This is a genomic window from Pseudomonas sp. GW704-F2 (genome assembly GCF_059423025.1).
The window spans coordinates 1-18,196 of record NZ_JBWKXO010000047.1; the positions used below are offsets into that span (position 1 = coordinate 1).

Annotated in this window: 18 protein-coding genes and 1 tRNA gene; 12 read left to right on the forward strand and 7 right to left on the reverse strand. The window is 56.5% G+C overall.

Features of this window, described 5'->3' with window-relative positions:
- Positions 1 to 175 precede the first annotated feature (175 nt).
- Together AC07W0_RS26750 and AC07W0_RS26755 are read left to right on the forward strand one after the other, a co-directional pair.
- The gene (locus tag AC07W0_RS26750; protein WP_046483930.1) at positions 176 to 559 is read left to right on the forward strand and encodes a PIM8 family immunity protein; all 384 of its coding nucleotides are present in this window, start codon (positions 176 to 178) and stop codon (positions 557 to 559) included.
- A gap of 199 nt (positions 560 to 758) precedes the next feature.
- Positions 759 to 837 (forward strand) — tRNA-Asn (locus AC07W0_RS26755).
- Between the two features lie 204 nt (positions 838 to 1,041).
- Here AC07W0_RS26755 and AC07W0_RS26760 read toward each other — a convergent pair.
- Positions 1,042 to 1,455 carry a winged helix-turn-helix transcriptional regulator gene (locus tag AC07W0_RS26760; protein ID WP_046483929.1) on the reverse strand — a complete coding sequence of 138 codons (414 nt, stop codon included), beginning with the start codon at positions 1,453 to 1,455 and terminating at the stop codon, positions 1,042 to 1,044.
- A 97-nt stretch (positions 1,456 to 1,552) separates the two neighbouring features.
- On the opposite strand from AC07W0_RS26760, the gene AC07W0_RS26765 reads away from it, so the two are divergent.
- Positions 1,553 to 2,494 carry an aromatic alcohol reductase gene (locus tag AC07W0_RS26765; protein ID WP_046483927.1) on the forward strand — a complete coding sequence of 314 codons (942 nt, stop codon included), beginning with the start codon at positions 1,553 to 1,555 and terminating at the stop codon, positions 2,492 to 2,494.
- Positions 2,495 to 2,818: 324 nt separating this feature from the next.
- Here the strand turns inward: AC07W0_RS26765 and AC07W0_RS26770 are convergent, their stop codons facing one another.
- The 3 genes from AC07W0_RS26770 to AC07W0_RS26780 are packed head-to-tail and all read right to left on the reverse strand — an operon-like array spanning position 2,819 to position 5,433.
- Complete coding sequence (locus AC07W0_RS26770; RefSeq protein WP_046483925.1) at positions 2,819 to 3,571, reverse strand: SDR family NAD(P)-dependent oxidoreductase; 753 nt, start codon at positions 3,569 to 3,571, stop codon at positions 2,819 to 2,821.
- Positions 3,572 to 3,593: 22 nt separating this feature from the next.
- Positions 3,594 to 4,379: a sulfite exporter TauE/SafE family protein gene (locus AC07W0_RS26775; RefSeq protein ID WP_017845884.1), complete on the reverse strand. Its 786-nt coding sequence runs from the start codon at positions 4,377 to 4,379 to the stop codon at positions 3,594 to 3,596.
- A gap of 28 nt (positions 4,380 to 4,407) precedes the next feature.
- The gene (locus AC07W0_RS26780) at positions 4,408 to 5,433 is read right to left on the reverse strand and encodes a TauD/TfdA family dioxygenase (protein ID WP_102618566.1); all 1,026 of its coding nucleotides are present in this window, start codon (positions 5,431 to 5,433) and stop codon (positions 4,408 to 4,410) included.
- Positions 5,434 to 5,849: 416 nt separating this feature from the next.
- Here AC07W0_RS26780 and AC07W0_RS26785 point away from each other — a divergent pair, with 416 nt between their 5' ends.
- The 3 genes from AC07W0_RS26785 (at position 5,850) to AC07W0_RS26795 (ending at position 8,014) form a co-directional block, all read left to right on the forward strand.
- The gene (locus tag AC07W0_RS26785) at positions 5,850 to 7,235 is read left to right on the forward strand and encodes an aminotransferase-like domain-containing protein (RefSeq protein ID WP_102618565.1); all 1,386 of its coding nucleotides are present in this window, start codon (positions 5,850 to 5,852) and stop codon (positions 7,233 to 7,235) included.
- Between the two features lie 294 nt (positions 7,236 to 7,529).
- Positions 7,530 to 7,697 carry a hypothetical protein gene (locus AC07W0_RS26790; protein WP_158243621.1) on the forward strand — a complete coding sequence of 56 codons (168 nt, stop codon included), beginning with the start codon at positions 7,530 to 7,532 and terminating at the stop codon, positions 7,695 to 7,697.
- A 131-nt stretch (positions 7,698 to 7,828) separates the two neighbouring features.
- Positions 7,829 to 8,014, forward strand: a complete 186-nt coding sequence (locus tag AC07W0_RS26795; RefSeq protein ID WP_017845887.1) for a ribbon-helix-helix protein, CopG family — start codon at positions 7,829 to 7,831, stop codon at positions 8,012 to 8,014.
- A 60-nt stretch (positions 8,015 to 8,074) separates the two neighbouring features.
- Here the strand turns inward: AC07W0_RS26795 and AC07W0_RS26800 are convergent, their stop codons facing one another.
- Positions 8,075 to 9,736 (reverse strand): SulP family inorganic anion transporter, encoded by a 1,662-nt coding sequence (locus AC07W0_RS26800; protein WP_102618563.1) that lies wholly within the window; start codon positions 9,734 to 9,736, stop codon positions 8,075 to 8,077.
- Between the two features lie 141 nt (positions 9,737 to 9,877).
- On the opposite strand from AC07W0_RS26800, the gene AC07W0_RS26805 reads away from it, so the two are divergent.
- From AC07W0_RS26805 to AC07W0_RS26815, 3 genes are all read left to right on the forward strand, one after another.
- Positions 9,878 to 10,108 carry a hypothetical protein gene (locus AC07W0_RS26805; protein ID WP_017845889.1) on the forward strand — a complete coding sequence of 77 codons (231 nt, stop codon included), beginning with the start codon at positions 9,878 to 9,880 and terminating at the stop codon, positions 10,106 to 10,108.
- 485 nt (positions 10,109 to 10,593) lie between these two features.
- Positions 10,594 to 11,838, forward strand: coding sequence for a malic enzyme-like NAD(P)-binding protein (locus AC07W0_RS26810; protein ID WP_102618562.1), 1,245 nt, complete (start codon positions 10,594 to 10,596; stop codon positions 11,836 to 11,838).
- Positions 11,839 to 12,386: 548 nt separating this feature from the next.
- The gene (locus AC07W0_RS26815) at positions 12,387 to 13,400 is read left to right on the forward strand and encodes an isocitrate dehydrogenase (protein WP_017845891.1); all 1,014 of its coding nucleotides are present in this window, start codon (positions 12,387 to 12,389) and stop codon (positions 13,398 to 13,400) included.
- 221 nt (positions 13,401 to 13,621) lie between these two features.
- Here the strand turns inward: AC07W0_RS26815 and AC07W0_RS26820 are convergent, their stop codons facing one another.
- Positions 13,622 to 13,852 carry a hypothetical protein gene (locus tag AC07W0_RS26820; protein WP_017845892.1) on the reverse strand — a complete coding sequence of 77 codons (231 nt, stop codon included), beginning with the start codon at positions 13,850 to 13,852 and terminating at the stop codon, positions 13,622 to 13,624.
- 299 nt (positions 13,853 to 14,151) lie between these two features.
- Here AC07W0_RS26820 and AC07W0_RS26825 point away from each other — a divergent pair, with 299 nt between their 5' ends.
- Positions 14,152 to 14,427: a hypothetical protein gene (locus tag AC07W0_RS26825; protein ID WP_102618561.1), complete on the forward strand. Its 276-nt coding sequence runs from the start codon at positions 14,152 to 14,154 to the stop codon at positions 14,425 to 14,427.
- Positions 14,428 to 14,671: 244 nt separating this feature from the next.
- On the opposite strand, the gene arsA is transcribed toward AC07W0_RS26825, so the two are convergent.
- Positions 14,672 to 16,432 (reverse strand): arsenical pump-driving ATPase, encoded by a 1,761-nt coding sequence (gene arsA, locus AC07W0_RS26830; protein ID WP_102618560.1) that lies wholly within the window; start codon positions 16,430 to 16,432, stop codon positions 14,672 to 14,674.
- 462 nt (positions 16,433 to 16,894) lie between these two features.
- Between arsA and AC07W0_RS26835 the strand changes: the two genes are divergently transcribed.
- A complete protein-coding gene (locus AC07W0_RS26835; protein ID WP_017845895.1) occupies positions 16,895 to 17,416 on the forward strand; it encodes a fimbrial protein in 522 nt (173 codons plus the stop codon).
- Between the two features lie 94 nt (positions 17,417 to 17,510).
- On the forward strand, positions 17,511 to 18,191 hold the full coding sequence (locus AC07W0_RS26840; protein WP_017845896.1) for a fimbrial biogenesis chaperone: 681 nt from the start codon (positions 17,511 to 17,513) through the stop codon (positions 18,189 to 18,191).
- The last annotated feature ends 5 nt before the right edge of the window (positions 18,192 to 18,196 follow it).

Below are 18,196 nucleotides of genomic sequence, written 5' to 3' on the forward strand. Positions count from 1 at the left end.
GAGACAAAGGGAAACCCTACAGTTAAAAGCTGCAGGGCGAGTTGGCTTTTAGCCTTGACTTGAGACCGGCTAATGGGTGTCTCCTTTTGCTGCTTTTGCTCCGCTTCAGGTTTGGAGAGATATTAGAATGCTAAGGGGTCAGGCCTGATATGCGTCCTGATGACGAGGAGGAAATATGCGGGCAGTTGAAAGGGCTTTTGAGGGCGTTGAAAAGCTTTCCATTATTTCCGATTTTGATTTTTATAATCTAAATCTGATGCAGGGGCTCAGCTTGCAGCGTGAAAGTACGGGAGAGGCAATTGAAACTTATAAGGTTAGTCTGGAGATGCTTTATGCGTCTGAACAGTCGGAGTTTGAAGTTGTTTTAGCGTTTACGGGGGTTCGTCGCTTAAAAGTTCCTGATGTGTGTGGAAGTTTTTACTTAAGCGAACTTGAAATGGAAGATGTCTCAGCTGATCAGCTTGAGGGCGTTAAATACAGGCTGAAAGACTATGGAGGCACGGGTTTTGAAGTGCTTGCTCGAGGATTTTCAGTTGTAAGCTGCAAGTCGCGTCAGTGACGCTGGGCCGAGTGGTGTTTACGTGAATGTTCTGCCATCGAAACACAGGGGCGCGCGCCGGTCCATGAGCTGACTTCGGCCGCCTCCTTTTCCTGCAGTTCATTGCTTTGCCACGCTTTGACAAGCTAATCCAACACGACTAACTTTCCTGGCGTGCTCGCTCATGCGGCTCACGCTACGCAGCATCCTTACATCTCTACCACGTTCTTCCGTGGCACCGTTGCGATCAAATGACTGTTAATCATTGGGTCCCTGGTTCGAGTCCAGGTCGTGAGCCAGATAGAGAAAAGCCTGCAGCGATGCAGGCTTTTTTTGGCCTTGGATTTCCCGGGGCGATCAAAACGCACAGCGTGACCAGCATGAATGCATCTCAAATCCTACGATTCAGAGGTAAATATCATGAAAGTCGCCGCAGTCGTTTCAACCAAAGACAGGCCGGGTAAAACTGTCAGTCGCGACAGGCAGAGATCAGCCAGAAGCTGTCACTTAATATCATTCGAAATGTCAGAATCGTAGAGAATACGAGCATCGCGAAAACCTTCGGCGTTCTCTGCTACCCACATCCACAATGGAATCATCCGCGCTAGCAGGCCCCGTCCCAGCTCGGATAATTCGTAGTCGACACGTGGCGGCACCTCGTTGTAATCCCGGCGTAGAACCAGGCCGTCTCTTTCCAGCTGGCGCAAGCTGCGGGTCAACATCCGCTGCGTCACGCCACTCATGCGCCTGGCTATCTCCGCATGCCGCAGCCGTCCCTCCACTCCTAGTGTGTGGACGATTCCCAGCGACCAGCGATTACCTGCATGGGTGAGAACTTCCCGCTTCAAACCATCATCTTCTGCGCTGAGCGCTTCGCATGCAGCTTGCGACTGCCTAATGATTTCTTCGTTGTCCATTCGCCCCCCAGGATCACTCGTGTACCTACTTATGGGCAGGCTCCAATGGTGACAGGATAACGCTCACTCACGTTGATCTGCACATTGGAGAACATTCATGCAAGCGCCAAAACCAGTGGAAACCGACAACATTCTGGTGCTGGGGGCCGGTGAACTCGGCATGTCCGTGCTGCGCGAGTTGGCCAGGGCTGTGCCAAACAAGAAGGATGCAGGCGTTCGTCTTAGCGTGCTTCTGCGTCCACCCGTGGCCGTGATTCAAGACGCTTCTAAAGCGCAGGCCATTGAAGAACTCCGTGGGTTAGGCGTATCCATTTTGCAGGCTGACGTCATTAACGATTCAGTTGAGGAGCTTGCCGAGCATTTCGCCCGATTCGACACGATCATCAGTTGCGTAGGTTTTATCGCCGGTGCCGGCACCCAGCTGAAACTCACCCGTGCTGTGCTTCAGGCACGTGTAAAACGCTACGTGCCGTGGCAGTTTGGCGTGGACTACGACGTGATTGGCAAAGGCAGTGCGCAGGATTTGTTTGATGAGCAACTTGAGGTCCGTGAACTACTGCGTGCGCAGCGCACAACCGAATGGATCATCGTCTCCACAGGGATGTTTACAAGCTTCTTGTTCGAGCCAGCGTTTGGCGTGGTTGACCTGGCAAAAAACACTGTTCATGCGCTAGGCAGTTGGGATACTCAGGTCACCGTTACTACGCCAGAAGATATAGGGATGCTGACGGCGAAGATTGTGTTCGCCAAGCCTCGCCTTGCCAATCAGGTGGTCTTCGTGGCCGGAGACACTCTGACCTACGCACAGTTGGCGGATGCGATTGATGCAAGACTCAACCGCACGGTATCTCGCATCGAATGGAGCGTTCCCAAATTGAAGAACGATCTCGATGCTGCTCCGAATGACCAGCTAAGCAAGTACCGGGCTGTGTTCGCTGAAGGTAAAGGAGTCGCTTGGGATAAGAGTCAGACCTTCAACGCCGCACACGGTATTGATCTGACGACGACGGCCGGTTGGATTGAGCAGAACCTGAAGTGAATGGGAGGGGCTGCCAGATGTCTAGTCCTGAAATAGGTTTACACCTATTTCAGGACTAGACAGGGTTGACCCAACAACCAAAGCGCCCAGCGTGATTTGCATGAAGCTGTCTCTGATCCTTCGATTCAGAGGTAAGCCCCATGAAAGTCACTGCAGTCGTTTCACCTGGTAAAGCTGCACTTACGGGCGACTACCGGAAAGTGAGCTGGGTATTGGCGGTGTCGCGCGGTATCCATAAGACTCCTTCATGGGTAGTGGCGCGTTATAGCAACGCTTGGCCCGGCATAAATCCCTGCCCTGGTGCCAGCCACCGGCATGCCCGGGCTACAGGTTGCGGGCGATGTTCAGCGCAGCGTAACTCTGGGCTACCGGCATGATTTCCACCGAGTTGATGTTCACGTGCGGCGGCTGGCCTGCGATCCACACCACCGTGTTGGCCAGATCCTCAGGGCGGATTGCCTCCACGTCGCGGTACAGCGCGTTCACCGCGTCCTGGTCACCGGCCAGGCGTACCAGTGAAAATTCCGTGCCCGAGCACAGCCCCGGCTCGATGTTGCTGACCCGTACCCTGGTGCCTGCGAGGTCTGCGCGCAGGTTCAGGCTGAACTGTTTAACGAAGGCCTTGCTGGCGCCATATACGTTGCCGCCCGGGTAGGGATACGTGCCGGCAATGGAGCCGATGTTGATGATCAGCCCGTTGTTAGCTTCCACCATGGCCGGCAGCAGCTTGTGGGTGACCATGGCCAGGCCGGTGACGTTCGTGGCGATCATGCGTTCCCAGTTCTTGGCATCGGCGCTCTGGGCGCGGTCGATACCCAGTGCCAGGCCGGCGTTGTTCACCAGCAGGTCGATGTGCAGCGACGCGTCGCGAATCGATTCGCAAGCCGCGTCCAGCGAGGCGGCGTCTGTCACGTCCAGGGGCAGGGCAATGAAGTGCTCGCCCAGTTCGCGCTTCAGTTCCGCCAATTTATCTGCGCGGCGGGCGCCGCCGATCACGCGGTAATTGTCAGCGATCAATGCGCGGCAGATGGCCTTGCCGAAGCCAGCGGAAGCGCCGGTCACAAATGCAGTTTTCATCAGGTTCTCCTTGAGGGTTGAATCAAGCCAGGTACTTCACGCCAAGGCTGGCGAACAGGCAAAGCATCGAAAGCACCAGCACCTTGCGCACAACATCGTTGCCTTTACGGATGGCCAGGGCGCTGCCTATGTGGTTGCCCAGGATGTTGCAGGCCACTAGTGGCAGGGCCAGCAGGTACACCACCTTACCGGCCACAATGAAGGCGACCAGCGCGCCAATGTTGGAGGCGAAGTTGAAGCTTTTCGAGTTGGCCGAGCTGGACACCAGGTCCATCTTCAGCAGGTAGTGGAAGGCGATGATGAACATGCTGCCAGTGCCCGGCCCGAAAAAGCCGTCGTAGAAACCGATGACCAAGCAGGTCAGGGGCACTACGGTGAAGAGCATGCGGTTGCTGAGTGTGTGCTCTTGTACCGGCCGGTCCTTGGGCGTGAGAAAGATCAAGATGCCAAGAGGGATAAGCGCCAGGATGATCTTGCCCACGGTTTCCGGGGAAATCGACACGATCAGGTGGGCGCCCATGTAAGCGCCCAGCAGCGCGAACGGCACGCCCACCAGCGCCACTTTCCACACCATCTTGCTGTTGGCGAAGAAGTTGCGGATGGCGGCCAGAGTGCCTAGGGTGCTGACCAGCTTTTCCTGGCCCAGCGCTACCTGCGGCGGTAGCCCTACCAGCAGGAAACCAGGCACTAGGAACAGCCCGCCCCCCCCGGCAATGCTGTCTACGAAGCCGGCGACAAAAGCGATTGTGCCCAGCAGCATGATGGCCAGTATCCAGTGCTGGGCCCAGAACGATCCGAGTAATTCCATGGTGGTACCTGTTTAGTCAATGTGGCGATCAGGAAAGGACTTCGTAAAGGTGGTCGGCGCGGCTGTGGCGCACACGGGTCAGGTCGTTGACCGCGAACAGACGGATCAGCCAGCGATCAGCGCCGTCGTTCTGCGGCTCGAAACCGTCGCGGGCGTGCAGCACGCGCTGGTTCTTGAAGATCATGAAGTCGCCGGGCAGCAGCAGATGTGGCTCATCGAACTGGCGAGAGTCGAGCAGTGCTTTGAGTGTGTTCAGCGCGCACTCGCCTTTGAGGCTGATTGCGTGGGTGTTTTCGCAGTCCATGCGGCACAGCCATTCGCCGCTCAAGCCACGCACCAGCACGGGTAGCTCGGCGGTCTTGCGACGGTTGCTGGTGAAGGAGTCGGGGCGATGAATCACGAACTGTGGCGCGGTCAGTTCATTAACCGTGCTGGCAGGCAGTGCAGCCACCAGCTCGTCGACATTGACCAGCGTCGTGTTGATGCGTGGGTCACAGCGCATGCCGAAGAACGACAGGTATTCGGGGCAGCAGGAGAGCGTGTCGACGTTTTCCGAAGATAGCGGGAGGTCTGGATTGTCGACGTGGTAGGAGAAGCGCAGGCGCGACCCGTGGGAGCTTTTCTGGCTCGAAGCGTTGCGCGACGGGATCACGTGGCGGAACAGACGGCCGTCATTCTCGCCTTCGTATACCACTGGGTTAATACCTAGCAAGCTGTGAATCGATAGGCTGACCAGGCAGGCGATGGGTGTGCTGCGCGGGCTCAAGACCCCGGAGTAGGGCGTTGGCGGTGTGTCCCGATCACGAGGGCAGTTGCGGATGGTCAGCGCGGTCAACTGCGGGTTATCGACAAAGGAGCGAATCTGCTCGGTCAGCGTCGTGCCCAGCACGTCCTGCGCCTGCTCTTTGAGTTGGAAGTAGATGTCCCGGTTGTGTTCGAACTCAAGTGGCGTCTGATTCAGCACCGCTTGCCAGGCGCTGGCTATGACCCAAGGCAGTCGGATTTCCAGGGCTGTGGTGGCGTCGACTGCGGTCTTGAGGTTTGCGCTTTCCATTTCAGGTGAAGTTCCATATTTTGATGTGGATGGGTAAAAAATATTGAATCGATGCAATCATTCTAATTCCTTGAAATAAATCGACTCAATATGTTTTTGATACCTAAATTGACATTGTTTCGCTTGACTGATCATAACCTAATGATTTTATTGATTTTAATTGGCAATAAAATCTGCAGAAACTGCTGCCGGACTGCACTTTCCCTCCGCGATGGCGCAGATGCTCCGTGCAAAATTCGGTCGCGTTGCCTTGCGGTGACGGCTGAAGTCTTGTGTTACGGTAGAAAATCAATGACATGTATTTGATCGGTGTAATGTTTTGAATCGACTAATATTGAGTCGATTGTTGTGCGATTACGCTTATGAAAAATTTCATGGTAGGATTTCGCGCTTCAGTTGTTTCTGGTGTCGTTCCTATGTGGGTTCCTGAATACAGCGGCCATGGCCAGCCGGTTTACTTGATGATCGCCGACGCACTGGCGCGTGACATCGCTTCCGGGCACTTGGCCGCGGGCGAGCGCCTGCCCACCCTCAAGGAGCTGGCTGAAGCGTTGAAAGTGACGCCGGGCACCATAGGCCGCTCCTACGACGAGGCGGCCAAGCGCGGCCTGGTGATCGGGGAAGTGGGACGAGGCACATTCGTGCTGCCGACCCGCGCTGTCTTGGCGCCGGTGGCCAGACTCGGCGTTGCCTCCAAGGTAGATACCGGGCAGATAGACCTGTCGATCATCAAGCCCTGCGACGCCGGCATGAGCGACTGGCTGCGAGGAGCAATCGAGGAGTTGGCGCAGGCGCCCGAGTTGGGATCGATCCTGGATTACGTCACCGACGGCGGCCATTCCGTGCATAAGGAGGCCGGCGCGTTGTGGGTGCAGCGCAGCTTGCCGGACGCCAACGCCCAACAGATCGTGTTGACCGCCGGTGCCCAGCACGGCTTGCTGGTGGCCATCGGCGGCCTGTCCAGCGTCGGCGATATGATTCTGTGTGAGGAATATTGCTATCCGGGGATCATCTCCCTGGCCCACAGCCTAGGCCGTCGCCTGCACGGGGTGCAGGTCGATGAGTACGGCCTGGTACCGGCGGCGCTGCGGGCCGCGTGCATCGAGCACCGGCCCACGCTGCTGGTGACGGTGGCCACGCACCAGAACCCCACCAACTCGATCATGCCCGAATCGCGTCGCCTGGAAATCGCCGAGATCGCCCGCGAGTTTGACCTGTACATCATCGATGATGATATCTACGGCTTTCTTGAGACACGCCCCGCGCACAAGCCGTTGTCGGCCTATGCCCCGGAGCGCTCGGTATACCTGACCAGCCTGTCCAAGAGCTTGTTACCGGCCCTGCGCATCGGTTACCTGTACGCGCCGCCGCAAACCCTATCGCGGCTGTCGTCCATGGTGCGCAGCAGTGTGTGGATGCCGTCGCCGTTGATGGCTCAATTGGCCAGCAACCTGATCACCAGTGGCCGTGGGGCGCAATTGGTGCGGGTGCAACAGGAGGAAGCTGCGGAGCGCCAGCGCCTGGCGCGGCAGCTACTGGGCTCGTACGATATTCGCACCCAATCCAACAGCTTCCATGTATGGCTCGAATTACCCGAGCCCTGGACCAGCGACGAGTTCGCCAACCTCGCGCGCGCCAACGGCGTGATCGTGGTCAGTGGCAGCCAGTTCCTGGCCCAGCGCAGCGCCAGCACCCGTGGGGTACGCATCGCCCTGATGGGCCCTAGCCGTGCGGAGTTGGGGTTTGCGTTGACCAAGTTGGTCAGCCTGCTTGCTGCGCCGGAGCCGCGGTTGTTTTATTGATTGTTGTGGGGAGGTCGGCGGGAGGCCTGAAGGCGATTGTCTTGAGGTCTTTTGCGCTCTCAAGATTGAGCGCCGCTCGTGCGACGTTCCTCGGCTCACCTTCTCTGCCGCGAGAGTTGGCAAGCCGGATGTCAGCCTAGTCCTTTCATGATACGACTCGCCCAAAACCTTGCGCGGCCAGTCACCCATTCGGCCTCGCGGTTTTTTAGCATTCTTGTGATCTGGCTGCCCATCGTCGGATGGCTTTCTTTGCTGTTGGCGTTTTTTTTAGCCATATGGCGGAGGAGGGAGGGCATGATTCCGGCGAGCAAAACCCTACAAGCAACAGCATACGATCCGGCCAGGCCTTTACCGCTGCTGTTTGGTGAAGGCACGAAACTCAAGATCACCAGCGCATTTGAGCTTCATTCGATGATGGAGAAAGGATTTCCGTCGGAGTTGGTAATCGCCCCCGCTACGTGACCACCATGTGTTTTCGAAGGTGCTCGGGCTTTCGGATCGAACAGTGCAGCGGCGAACCTAAGCGGTGACAAATGAATGTCCTGCTATTATAATTTGATTATCATTGATCGATTTAGGCGACAGGCAATTCCATGGAAAACAAGACTGCACGACTGACTGTGCTCATTGATCCCGTCAAGAAAAAAGCCCTTGAGGAGCTTTGCGCGTCTCAGGACCTGACACCTTCTCAGGTCGTTCGTCAGCTGATTCGGGACTACCTCGAGACGCATGGCGTGTCCTACGCGACCAAAAGCAAAATTGCGGCCAATGCCAAGTAATTCATCCCTGTATGAGCGGGCACGACAAGTGCCTGCTCATCGCGCGTCATTCACTGTCTCCTACGTCTCGCCCTGACTCTCGTTGATCTGGGTATGACTGACCAGTGCGCCATTGAAGTCCGCATGATAATGCTGTGAACCGAGCACCTGAAGAATCCCGGCCCGGTCGAGTTTGCCAAGCACTTTCTCATTGGCTTCACACAGCTTTACGACAATGCCGCGCTTGTGCAGTTGCTCAATGACTTCGAGCAGCGTTTGCAAGCCCGTGATGTCCATGAACGGCACGCGCTTCAGGCGAATAATCAACGTTCTGGGATCGGTGTGCGTTTGCGCCAAAACACGTTCAAAGGTTTCTGCGGCGCCAAAGAACAGAGGCCCCTCGATGGTGTAGACCAAAACACCGGGAGGAAGATGTGCATGTCCATTTGTACGCAACTCTGCCTCCAGCTCATCTTCGACCATTAGCTGTACCTCGACAGAGGACGCCATGCGACGCATGAATTGCAGCATGGCGAGAATCACCCCAATGTTCACGGCGATCGTCAGGTCACTGAAAACGGTCAGGCCGAAGGTGATTAGCAGGATGGCAACGTCGGCTTTGGGCGCGCGGTTGACCATGCGCTTGAAGTGCTTCAGTTCGCTCATGTTGTAAGCGACCACGAACAAGATCGCCGCCAATGCGCAAAGCGGGATATCCGAAGCCAGCGGCGCCAGAAAGAAGATCAGCAAAATCAACGTGAGGGAGTGGGCAATACCCGCGATTGGGCTATTGCCGCCATTGCGGATGTTGGTGGCCGTTCGAGCGATCGCCCCTGTCGCAGCGAAGCCACCGAACAGAGGGGTGACCAGGTTGGCAATGCCTTGTCCGATCAACTCCTGATTGGAGTCATGTTTGGTGCCGGCCATCCCGTCGGCGACAATCGCCGACAACAGTGACTCGATAGCCCCAAGCATCGCGATTGCAAACGCAGGGCCAATCAACTCAATGACCTGGGGCAGCGTTATTGCTGGAAGGCCGATTTGGGGAAGGCCTTGAGGAATGCCCCCAAATGCACTGCCGATCGTGGCCACGCCGTCGAACTGAAAATAGGCATGCAACGCCGTCACCACGACCATCGCGATCAGCGGGCCGGGAACACGCTTTAAACCCGGCAGTTTAGGTGCAAGGATCACCAGCGCCAGGCTCAGCAGGGCCAACAGTGTCGTGGGTACATGAAGGTTGGGGAATGCCTGGATGAGGTGCCACAGCCGCTGGTGGAAGTGCTCGCCACTGATTTTCGGCAAGCCCAGAAAGTCTTTCCATTGCCCGACCCAAATGATCACCCCGATGCCGGCGGTGAATCCCACAATCACCGGGTCAGGGATGAACTTGATGAGTGCGCCAAGTTTGGTGATGCCGAGCAGCAATAAAATTGCCCCGGCCATCATTGTCGCGACCTGCAAGCCATCAACGCCGTACTTGGCTGTCACGCTGGCCAGAATGACGATGAATGCGCCTGTGGGGCCCGCAATCTGCAGCCGGCTTCCGCCGAACAGCGAAACCAGCAAACCACCCACAATGGCTGTGTAGATCCCCTGTTCCGGCTTGACGCCGGAGGCGATCGCAAATGCCATGGCCAAGGGCAGCGCCACGACGCCGACGATGATCCCTGAGACGATATTTCCAAGCCAATGCTCGCGCCCTAACAAGCCCGCTTTCCAAGCTTCTCGTATCGCAATCATGACTAGCCTCGTTCTGGTGGCATGTGCATACTATTCACACGTTATGATAATAGCAAAGCAATTGGCCTAGCCTCGGTACAACACCGGCGACGCTCTAGATTCAGTGCTCAGAGAGCTGAACCCAATGCTCGGAGACCGCGCATGAAACGCGAAGATGTCAAAACCAAACACGGGGAAGGCATGCACTTCGACACGCATGTGATAGCCAACCCGGCCAACACGCACGAGTGGATCATTCTTTTCAAAAAGGATGCCGGGAGAAGCTATTTTCTGGTCAATGACAACGAGGAAGTGGAGTCATTTGGACGCCTCGATGATCTGATCCATGAGCTTCGCGAGCTGGGTATCAAATCTGCCGAAGTACATTTCTGACAGCCACCCTCAGAAAGGTTGAGCAGGTCAGTAAAGATTGAGTTCTGTTAAAGAAAGAATCGACGCCCCCCATCCTTTTTCGCGATCGCCTGACACGGATCAACGCTGATCCGGCCCCATGAGCCGCGTCGACGCCCTTACGCGATTGTCGAAGTGCGTAGGGCGGCTCCAAGACGCGATAAGCAAACCCCGAGTCCTAGTGTGTCGTGCTTGGTGCATGGCGCGCCGGGCTTTCGAGCGCGCAAAAAAAAGGCCACGCAAGGTGGCCTAAACGGGTTCAAGCATAGGAGGGCTCTATTGGCCAAAAAATACAGGCCCGCCCTGAAGTCTTAGGGCCAATAGCGTTGGTCTGCTGGCTGACAAACCCCTTCGTCAGCAGCATTCAAGCCGGCAACTCGATCCTGGTCTGTGGCTCAGGACCTCGTTGCCTTGTATTATAATAGTGTTAACATAATATTGTAATCAACGTCTAATTAGGGGCTCGCATGACTACCGACTTCAAGAAGGCTGCACTGGATTACCATGAATTCCCGACCCCAGGAAAAATCGGCATTGCGCTGAGCAAGCCTGCCGATACCGCTGCCCAACTCGCACTGGCGTACAGCCCTGGCGTGGCCGAACCCGTTCGCGAAATCGCGAAGGACCCGGAGAACGTCTATCGCTTTACCGGAAAAGGCAATCTGGTGGCCGTGATCACAAACGGTACGGCCATTTTGGGTCTCGGCGATCTGGGCCCCTTGGCCAGTAAGCCGGTCATGGAAGGCAAAGCGTTGCTGTTCAAGCGTTTTGCCGGTATCGACTCGATCGATATCGAAGTCAATGCCGAGAGTTCCCAGGCTTTTATCGACACCGTCGTGCGTATCGCCGACACCTTTGGTGGGATCAATCTGGAAGACATCAAAGCCCCTGAGTGCTTTGAAATCGAGGACGCACTGATCGAACAGTGCAACATCCCGGTCTTCCATGACGACCAGCACGGCACCGCCATCGTCACCGCGGCCGGCATGCTCAATGCGCTGGAGATTCAGGGCAAAACGCTGGAGAACGCGAGAATCGTCTGCCTCGGCGCCGGTGCCGCAGCCACGGCGTGCATGCGCCTGCTGCTCAGCCTTGGCGCGCAAAAAAGCAATCTGTACATGGTCGATCGCACCGGTGTCATCCACTCGGCGCGCAAAGACCTCAACCAATACAAAGCACAATTCGTTAACGACGGTGGCCCGCGCACGTTGATGGAAGCCATGAACGGTGCCGATGTGTTCGTGGGGTTGTCTGGAGCCAATCTGCTTCCGGCTGAAGCGCTGGCGGCGATGGCTCCCAAGCCGATCGTGTTTGCCTGCTCGAACCCCGATCCTGAAATCAGCTACGAGTTGGCCATGGCCACGCGTGATGACTTGATCATGGCGACCGGTCGCTCCGACTACCCGAACCAGGTCAATAACGTTCTGGGCTTTCCGTTCATCTTCCGCGGCACCCTGGATGTTCGGGCAACCCGGATCAACGAAGCGATGAAAATTGCGGCAGTGGAAGCACTGCGCCAATTGGCCAAAGAGCCAACCCCTGTGGAAGTGCTGCGAGCGTTCAACGTCGACAAGCTTGAGTTTGGGCGCGATTACATTCTCCCCAAAGCGCTCGATGCTCGCCTGCTCGGGGCAATCGCCGGCGCAGTGGCCAAGGCCGCTATCGACACCGGTGTTGCGAAGCTGCATTACCCGGCGCACTACCCGCTGTAAGCGGAGGTCAATCAGGCTGATGTGCGGCAGTTGCACGACCTTTTGCACGGTTGGCAGCTGTCGCACTCGGCGGACATCCGGCCGCCGCAGCTCCTGAACATCGACAGCCCGCCATTTGCAAGATCATCCGTTCTTGAATGATCCGAGCCACAACCCGTCTTCCTTTTATGCCTGCCTAAAAGCGACCTCACCCTGTCACGCACAGGCGTTCTAAGACCTTGGTATCATCCGGAAAACGCTGCTTTCTACCACGTGGAATTAGCATTGTATGTTAATGTTATGCGCGTCATCGATGGAGCAAATGACTGCACGCTTGATCCGGGCGCTCACCTGTAACCGCCGCATCCATAGCGAGAGCTGACACCCGTTCAGGTCGCTCGTCAATTGATCCGCAATGACCTGCGCGGTCACGGCGCGGAGGATGAAACATAGCACTCTGCCGCGGTGAAAGCCGTCAGACAGTCAATGCCTATCAGCAGACTCGTGACACCAGTCTCAGTGACCCCATCAATACAGCAGGCTGACACAGCGCTGTTAAGGAAGAGACCATGAGCAAAACCATCGCAATCATCAAGGGTGACGGCATCGGCCCTGAGATCATGCAAGCGACGCTACGCGTACTCGATGCCCTTGACTGCAATCTTCAGTACGACTTCGTTGAGGCCGGCTTGGAGGCCTTGCAGCAGCATGGGCAGCTGATGCCGCCCGCGTCCATCGATACGATCGCCAAACACGGCGTCGCACTCAAAGGCCCTCTGACCACGCCGATTGGCCGCGGCTTCTCCTCGATCAACGTCCACCTTCGCCGCCACTTCGATCTCTACGCCAACGTCCGACCGGCGATCAGTTTCCCCGGCACTCGTTCGCGCTTCGAAGGTATCGATATCATCACGGTGCGTGAAAATACCGAAGGGGCGTACCTGCCAGAAGGGCAAAGTATTTCGGAAGACGGCGAAGTCGCTCTGGCAAGCATTCGCGTAACACGCACAGCCTCCGAACGCATCGTGCGCTACGCGTTCGAGCTGGCTCGTAGCAAAGGTCGCAAAAAAGTGACCGCGGTACACAAGGCCAACATCATCAAGTCGTGCTCCGGGCTGTTCCTTGACGTGGCGCGTGAGGTCGCCGAGGATTATCCGGAAATCGAATTCCACGAGATGATCGTCGACAATGCCTGTATGCAGTTGGTGATGAATCCCCATCAATTCGATGTCATCGTCACCACCAACCTGTTTGGCGACATCCTTTCAGACCTGTGCGCAGGCCTGGTCGGTGGGTTGGGCTTGGCGCCGGGGTCCAACATCGGCGCCGATGCTGCCATCTTCGAAGCGGTCCACGGTTCGGCACCGGACATCGCCGGCAAGAACATCGCGAACCCGTGTGCATTGTTATTGGCCGCCGCAGACATGCTTGATTACCTGGGTATGGTGGACAAGGGCACGCGCATTCGTACCGCTATCCGCGTTGTTCTGGAAAACTCCCGTGATCAAGTGACACCCGATATGGGCGGGGCCGGTACCACTGAGTCCTTCGCCGATGCCTTGGTGGCCTACTTGCATGCCTGAGTAGAGCGTCAGGAAACTCGCGCCAGCTCACTGTGAGCTGGCGACTTTCTACGTGTGCTCCACGCGGACCTGCCCGTAGGGCCGCTGGCTGGAAAACCTTCCGATACTCGAGTCCTCCAGCAGTCTTTTGTTGCCGTAACGTTGGCGTTAATAGACGTTAATCCAACATCATTATTTGCTGCGATCGCACTTGTAGATGCGCGAGGTGCCAAGGAAACAATTCAGAAATGAATTTCAGCTACCTTGATACCGATTTCGCGCAGCTCATGAATCAAATCATCAAGGTACCGAAAAGGTTCGATTTCTTCGTTGTCATTGACTAGGAAGAAGCTTCTTCCGGCATCCTTTTTAAAGAAGACGATCCACTCCTGGGTGTTGGCCGGGTTGGCAATCAAATGGGTATCAAACTGAATGCCTTCAGCGTATTTGGTTTTTACGTCTTCACGTTTCATACGGGTCTCCAAGCGCTCACGTAGTGCTGCTTTCATGCATGTCTCTGCCTCCTGGCAATCAATCAAAAGACCTCGTCCGGGCCTGAGGCCAGGGCGACGTCGATTGCCTTTCTATTATCACTGCATGATAATATTATGCACATATGATCCAGTGGAGGATAGTCGTGTGCAGAGCTGTCGAAGCGCCTGAGCCACGCGGGTCTGCCCGATGCCCTGGCGTTCAAGGCACACCGCCATGCGGCTGGCTTTGCTTTTGATTCAATGCATAAGGTTTCTGAATTTTAAGGACGACAGTCATCATGCGCAAAACAGCAATTGAGAAACGCCTTGCGCTGAATGCTCCGCCCCTGGAGCCAGGGCAGCGACTGTTGGTTGGCCTTGAGCAATGCGTCGTCGTTCGGCAGCGAGAAACAGGGATCTATCAAGTTGTATTCGACTGCAAAGCCCCCAAGACTTCTCGGGTTTTTTGGGCGGAATACGAGTGGATGTTCATCGGCCGGATTAAGCGGCACGCTGAGCAAGATCCTTCATTGGAACGCTTTGTCTCGGTGCTGAGAGCAGGGTCTGAAGACTGACAGGCAGTCACGGCTCTGATCTACAGTACGCTTGGCTGAGCGCAGCCAGGTTCGCCTAGGATACGAACTTGATTGGGATCATCGTAAAGATATAAATCAGCCTGATTTCATTGGGACACAGATGCTGGTTTTCTATTCGCATCCAGGCCGTGCCAGATAGAGAAAAGCCTGCAGCCCTGCAGGCTTTTTTGCTGGTGTCGTTCCAGTCATCCAGGCGCACGGTGTGAGCAAGCCGAGCGACACTTCAATCCAGCAAGCGCTTCAACCCGGCGACGCCAACCGGCGGCTCCGCCGTCCACGGCACTACGATGACAGCATGGTTGGTTTCTTCGGCCACTCTCGCCATTTGTTTGCGCTCGCTATCCAGGCGCGCTCGTAGCAGCGGGTCTGTCGTATCGGTGGCCAGCAACGACTTATTGACCACCCAGGCAAACGGTTCGATGTCGGCCCTGCGCAAGTCCTCCTGCAGCGCTGCCGCCTGCGACACCGGGGTGGCTTCGGGCAGCGTGACGAGGATGATCTTGGTGTAGTCGGCATCTTGCAGGCGCATCAACGGCGTGACGATGTGGTCCGAGGCTTTGCCTTTGAATTCGCGAACCATCTGGCGGTGATAGGCGCCTGTGGCGTCCATCAGGAGCAGGGAGTGACCTGTGGGGGCCGTGTCGAGTACCACGAACGCGCTTCTGGCTTGCGCAACCACACGGGAGAATGCGTGGAACACCGCGACCTCTTCGGTACACGGGGATTGCAGATCCTCGATGAGCAAGGCGGTTTCGTCTTCCGTCAGGCTTGGCGCGCGGGAGGCGACGATCTTGTCCACGTACTTTTGGGTCTCGACCTTAGGGTCGATGCGGCCGACGCTGAGCCCCTGCACATCGGCATTGAGGGTTACCGCCAGATGCGCCGCAGGATCTGTCGTACTCAGGTGTACGGACTTGCCATGCTGTACCAGTCCCAGGGCGATGGCGGCGGCAATGGTGGTTTTGCCCACGCCGCCTTTGCCCATGACCATGATCAGGCCGCGCTGGTCGTGGGCTAACTCGGCGATCAATTCCGCGAGTGCGGGATATTCCAGGCGCGACGGAACTGGGTTTGCAATGCTGGCAGGGACAGCAAGCTCGGGTGTCAGCAGTGCGCGAAGCGCGGGCAAGCCAACCGAATCCACGGCCTTGAGTGGGATGTAGTCGGCTGAAAGCTGGCGCAGTGACGCGGGCATCTCGTCGAGCGCTTGCTGGCCCATAGCTTCGATCGCGGCGGCGATCGGGTCATTCAAGTCGCTGCGTTTGAATACAGCATTGACCACCAGGCGCTGGTGGTTCAAGCCCAGTTCACGGAGTTCGTCGCTGGAGCGTGCAGCCTCGCTGAGCGCGCCTTTATCAGGACGAGTCACCAGAACAACGGTGGTCAGGGCTGGATCATTGAGCGCCACCAATGCCTGATTGAACAACTGCTCCTGCATTTTCAAGCCCGAATGCGGCCCCAGGCATGATGCGCCACGATCGTTGCCTTTTAGAAAACCGCTCCACGCTTTTGGCAGGCTCAACAATCTGAGCGTGTGCCCCGTGGGCGCGGTATCGAACACGATGTGGTCATACGCCGCGCTGCCCTGCGACAGCAGGTGGGAGAACTCATCGAAGGTTGCGATTTCGGTCGTGCATGCCCCGGAGAGTTGCTCACGCACCAAGGCGATGTCTTCATCGCGGGCATGGTCGCCCATTTGCTCGATCACCCGGGCCCGATAGTCAATTGCTGCGGTCCCTGGGTCGATATTGAGCACGAACATTCCAGGCACGTGCGGCACCGCGACAGGCTGATTGCTCAGCTCGACGCCGAGCATCTCGTCAAGGTTCGAGGCGGCGTCCGTGCTGACCAGCAGTACCTTCTTGCCTGCCTCGGCCAGTGCGAGTGATACCGCGGTTGAGACCGACGTTTTGCCGACACCGCCCTTGCCGGTGAAGAACATATATCGGGTGGGTTGATCGAGCAATTTGAGGGTGGGCTGCATGGCGCGCTGACTCCCTTGCGGAGCATGACTGGGTTTTGCAGTTTAGACCGATGTTCAGAATCGCCAATGGGGTCATATCAATCAAACGGTAATTTTTACCGTCCTGATAGAGGAGTGTTCTGTCGGAAGAGGGCAGTAATCCACAGCCCAAGTGAACAGCCTGTTTGGCTGGTTTTTGCCCTGCGGATCACATCGTCGAGCGTGCTGCAATTCAAATAATTGGAAAACAGAGAAAAGCCCCACAGCACACGCCGATTTTTCGACGTAGGTATTTCTTTAAAAAGCCTTGATCATCGACGCCGCTCTCTCACAACAAGAGGGCAAATCTGAAAAGCAAAGACGAGCTGGCTGACAGTCATCCGCCTGTGGAGCTGTTTGCTCTAGAAAAAGGTTGGCATTGAGACTTGCTCCCCAGTAGTTAGTTGAATGCCTGCATAACTTGACGTGATAAGGAATAGTCGTGTGAATAAAAAATTAATCGTATGCACATTGTTGGCGTGCTCTGCATTTTCGGCGCTCAGCCATGCGGCGGACGGCACTATTAACTTCACCGGTACGATCACCGATGCCGCGTGTACTGTTACACCCGGTACTGCCAATCAGACGGTGACAATGGGGACGGTCAGTTCAACGGCATTGGCCAATGTCGGCGATACCGCAGCCCCGACCCGGTTCGATATCGTCCTGACTAACTGCCCGGCCACGGCCACCAGCGCGGTCGTAAAGTTTGATGGCCCGACCGACGGGAATAACAGCAGTTTGATTGCCCTGACGAGTGGGGCTGGAACCGCCGAGGGTGTGGCGATCGGTGTGTATGAGGGGGATGCCGCTACGTTGATTCCCGTGGGCTCCCCGTCCGTCAGCAAGCCTCTTTCTCCGGTAGCCGACACCACCTTCAACTTCTTCGCCAAATATGTGGCAACCGCTCCAGTGGTGGCCGGTTCCGGCAACGCCGTCAGTGATTTCACAGTTATTTATAACTGATCACTAAGACAGGCCGGGCACGCTGCTCGGCCTTCTCAACAAGTGGGTTTGCTCACGTGCAGGCTTGAGCAAAGCGTCGGTAGGAGATACGTCGATGGGGTGGCTGAAATACATGTTAACCGCCGGCCTGCTGGTCGGTACGGTGCATACGGCTATTGCGGGTGTGGTGGTGGGGGGCACGCGGGTGGTGTACGACGGCTCAAGGAAAGAAGCCTCGATTTCGGTGAAAAACACCGAGAAGACCAAACCGTATCTGATTCAGTCATGGGTTGATGACGGGGCGCAGACTGCACCTGGCAAGGCGCCGTTTATCATGACGCCGCCGCTGTTTCGGCTGGATGCCGAGCAGGAGAATGTGCTGCGCATCATTCGCACCGGAGGGGATTTTCCGCAGGACAGAGAGTCGGTGTTCTGGGTGAATATCAAGTCGATTCCCGCCTCGGAAAAAACCGAAGAAAACCAACTGCTGATTTCTGTGAAGAGTCGGATAAAACTCTTCTATCGCCCGCCGGGAATGCCAGGAGAGTCGCTGAATGCTTATAAGGCACTGGTCTTTACGCGGGTAGGTAAAGCGTTGCAGGTCAACAACCCTACGGCGTATCACGTGTCTTTTTTTCGCGTGAGCGTGGGTGACCAGGTTATTAACGATGCCGGTATGGTTGCTCCCAAAAGTACATTGGCCTGGTCGATGCCGGAAGGTGCAAGTGGAGCCGTCAGTTGGCAAGCCATCAATGATTATGGCGGTATTACGCCGCAGGCCAGTGCGCCACTCTAATTCAT

Coding starts and splice junctions, on each gene's coding strand:
- AC07W0_RS26815 (WP_017845891.1), top strand. CDS start 12,387: ATGAGCAAAACCATCGCAATCATCAAGGGTGACGGCATCGGCCCTGAG.
- AC07W0_RS26750 (WP_046483930.1), top strand. CDS start 176: ATGCGGGCAGTTGAAAGGGCTTTTGAGGGCGTTGAAAAGCTTTCCATT.
- AC07W0_RS26810 (WP_102618562.1), top strand. CDS start 10,594: ATGACTACCGACTTCAAGAAGGCTGCACTGGATTACCATGAATTCCCG.
- AC07W0_RS26805 (WP_017845889.1), top strand. CDS start 9,878: ATGAAACGCGAAGATGTCAAAACCAAACACGGGGAAGGCATGCACTTC.
- AC07W0_RS26780 (WP_102618566.1), bottom strand. CDS start 5,433: ATGGAAAGCGCAAACCTCAAGACCGCAGTCGACGCCACCACAGCCCTG.
- AC07W0_RS26760 (WP_046483929.1), bottom strand. CDS start 1,455: ATGGACAACGAAGAAATCATTAGGCAGTCGCAAGCTGCATGCGAAGCG.
- AC07W0_RS26790 (WP_158243621.1), top strand. CDS start 7,530: ATGATTCCGGCGAGCAAAACCCTACAAGCAACAGCATACGATCCGGCC.
- AC07W0_RS26820 (WP_017845892.1), bottom strand. CDS start 13,852: ATGAAACGTGAAGACGTAAAAACCAAATACGCTGAAGGCATTCAGTTT.
- AC07W0_RS26840 (WP_017845896.1), top strand. CDS start 17,511: ATGGGGTGGCTGAAATACATGTTAACCGCCGGCCTGCTGGTCGGTACG.
- AC07W0_RS26785 (WP_102618565.1), top strand. CDS start 5,850: ATGTGGGTTCCTGAATACAGCGGCCATGGCCAGCCGGTTTACTTGATG.
- AC07W0_RS26770 (WP_046483925.1), bottom strand. CDS start 3,571: ATGAAAACTGCATTTGTGACCGGCGCTTCCGCTGGCTTCGGCAAGGCC.
- AC07W0_RS26775 (WP_017845884.1), bottom strand. CDS start 4,379: ATGGAATTACTCGGATCGTTCTGGGCCCAGCACTGGATACTGGCCATC.
- AC07W0_RS26795 (WP_017845887.1), top strand. CDS start 7,829: ATGGAAAACAAGACTGCACGACTGACTGTGCTCATTGATCCCGTCAAG.
- arsA (WP_102618560.1), bottom strand. CDS start 16,432: ATGCAGCCCACCCTCAAATTGCTCGATCAACCCACCCGATATATGTTC.
- AC07W0_RS26800 (WP_102618563.1), bottom strand. CDS start 9,736: ATGATTGCGATACGAGAAGCTTGGAAAGCGGGCTTGTTAGGGCGCGAG.
- AC07W0_RS26825 (WP_102618561.1), top strand. CDS start 14,152: ATGCGCAAAACAGCAATTGAGAAACGCCTTGCGCTGAATGCTCCGCCC.
- AC07W0_RS26765 (WP_046483927.1), top strand. CDS start 1,553: ATGCAAGCGCCAAAACCAGTGGAAACCGACAACATTCTGGTGCTGGGG.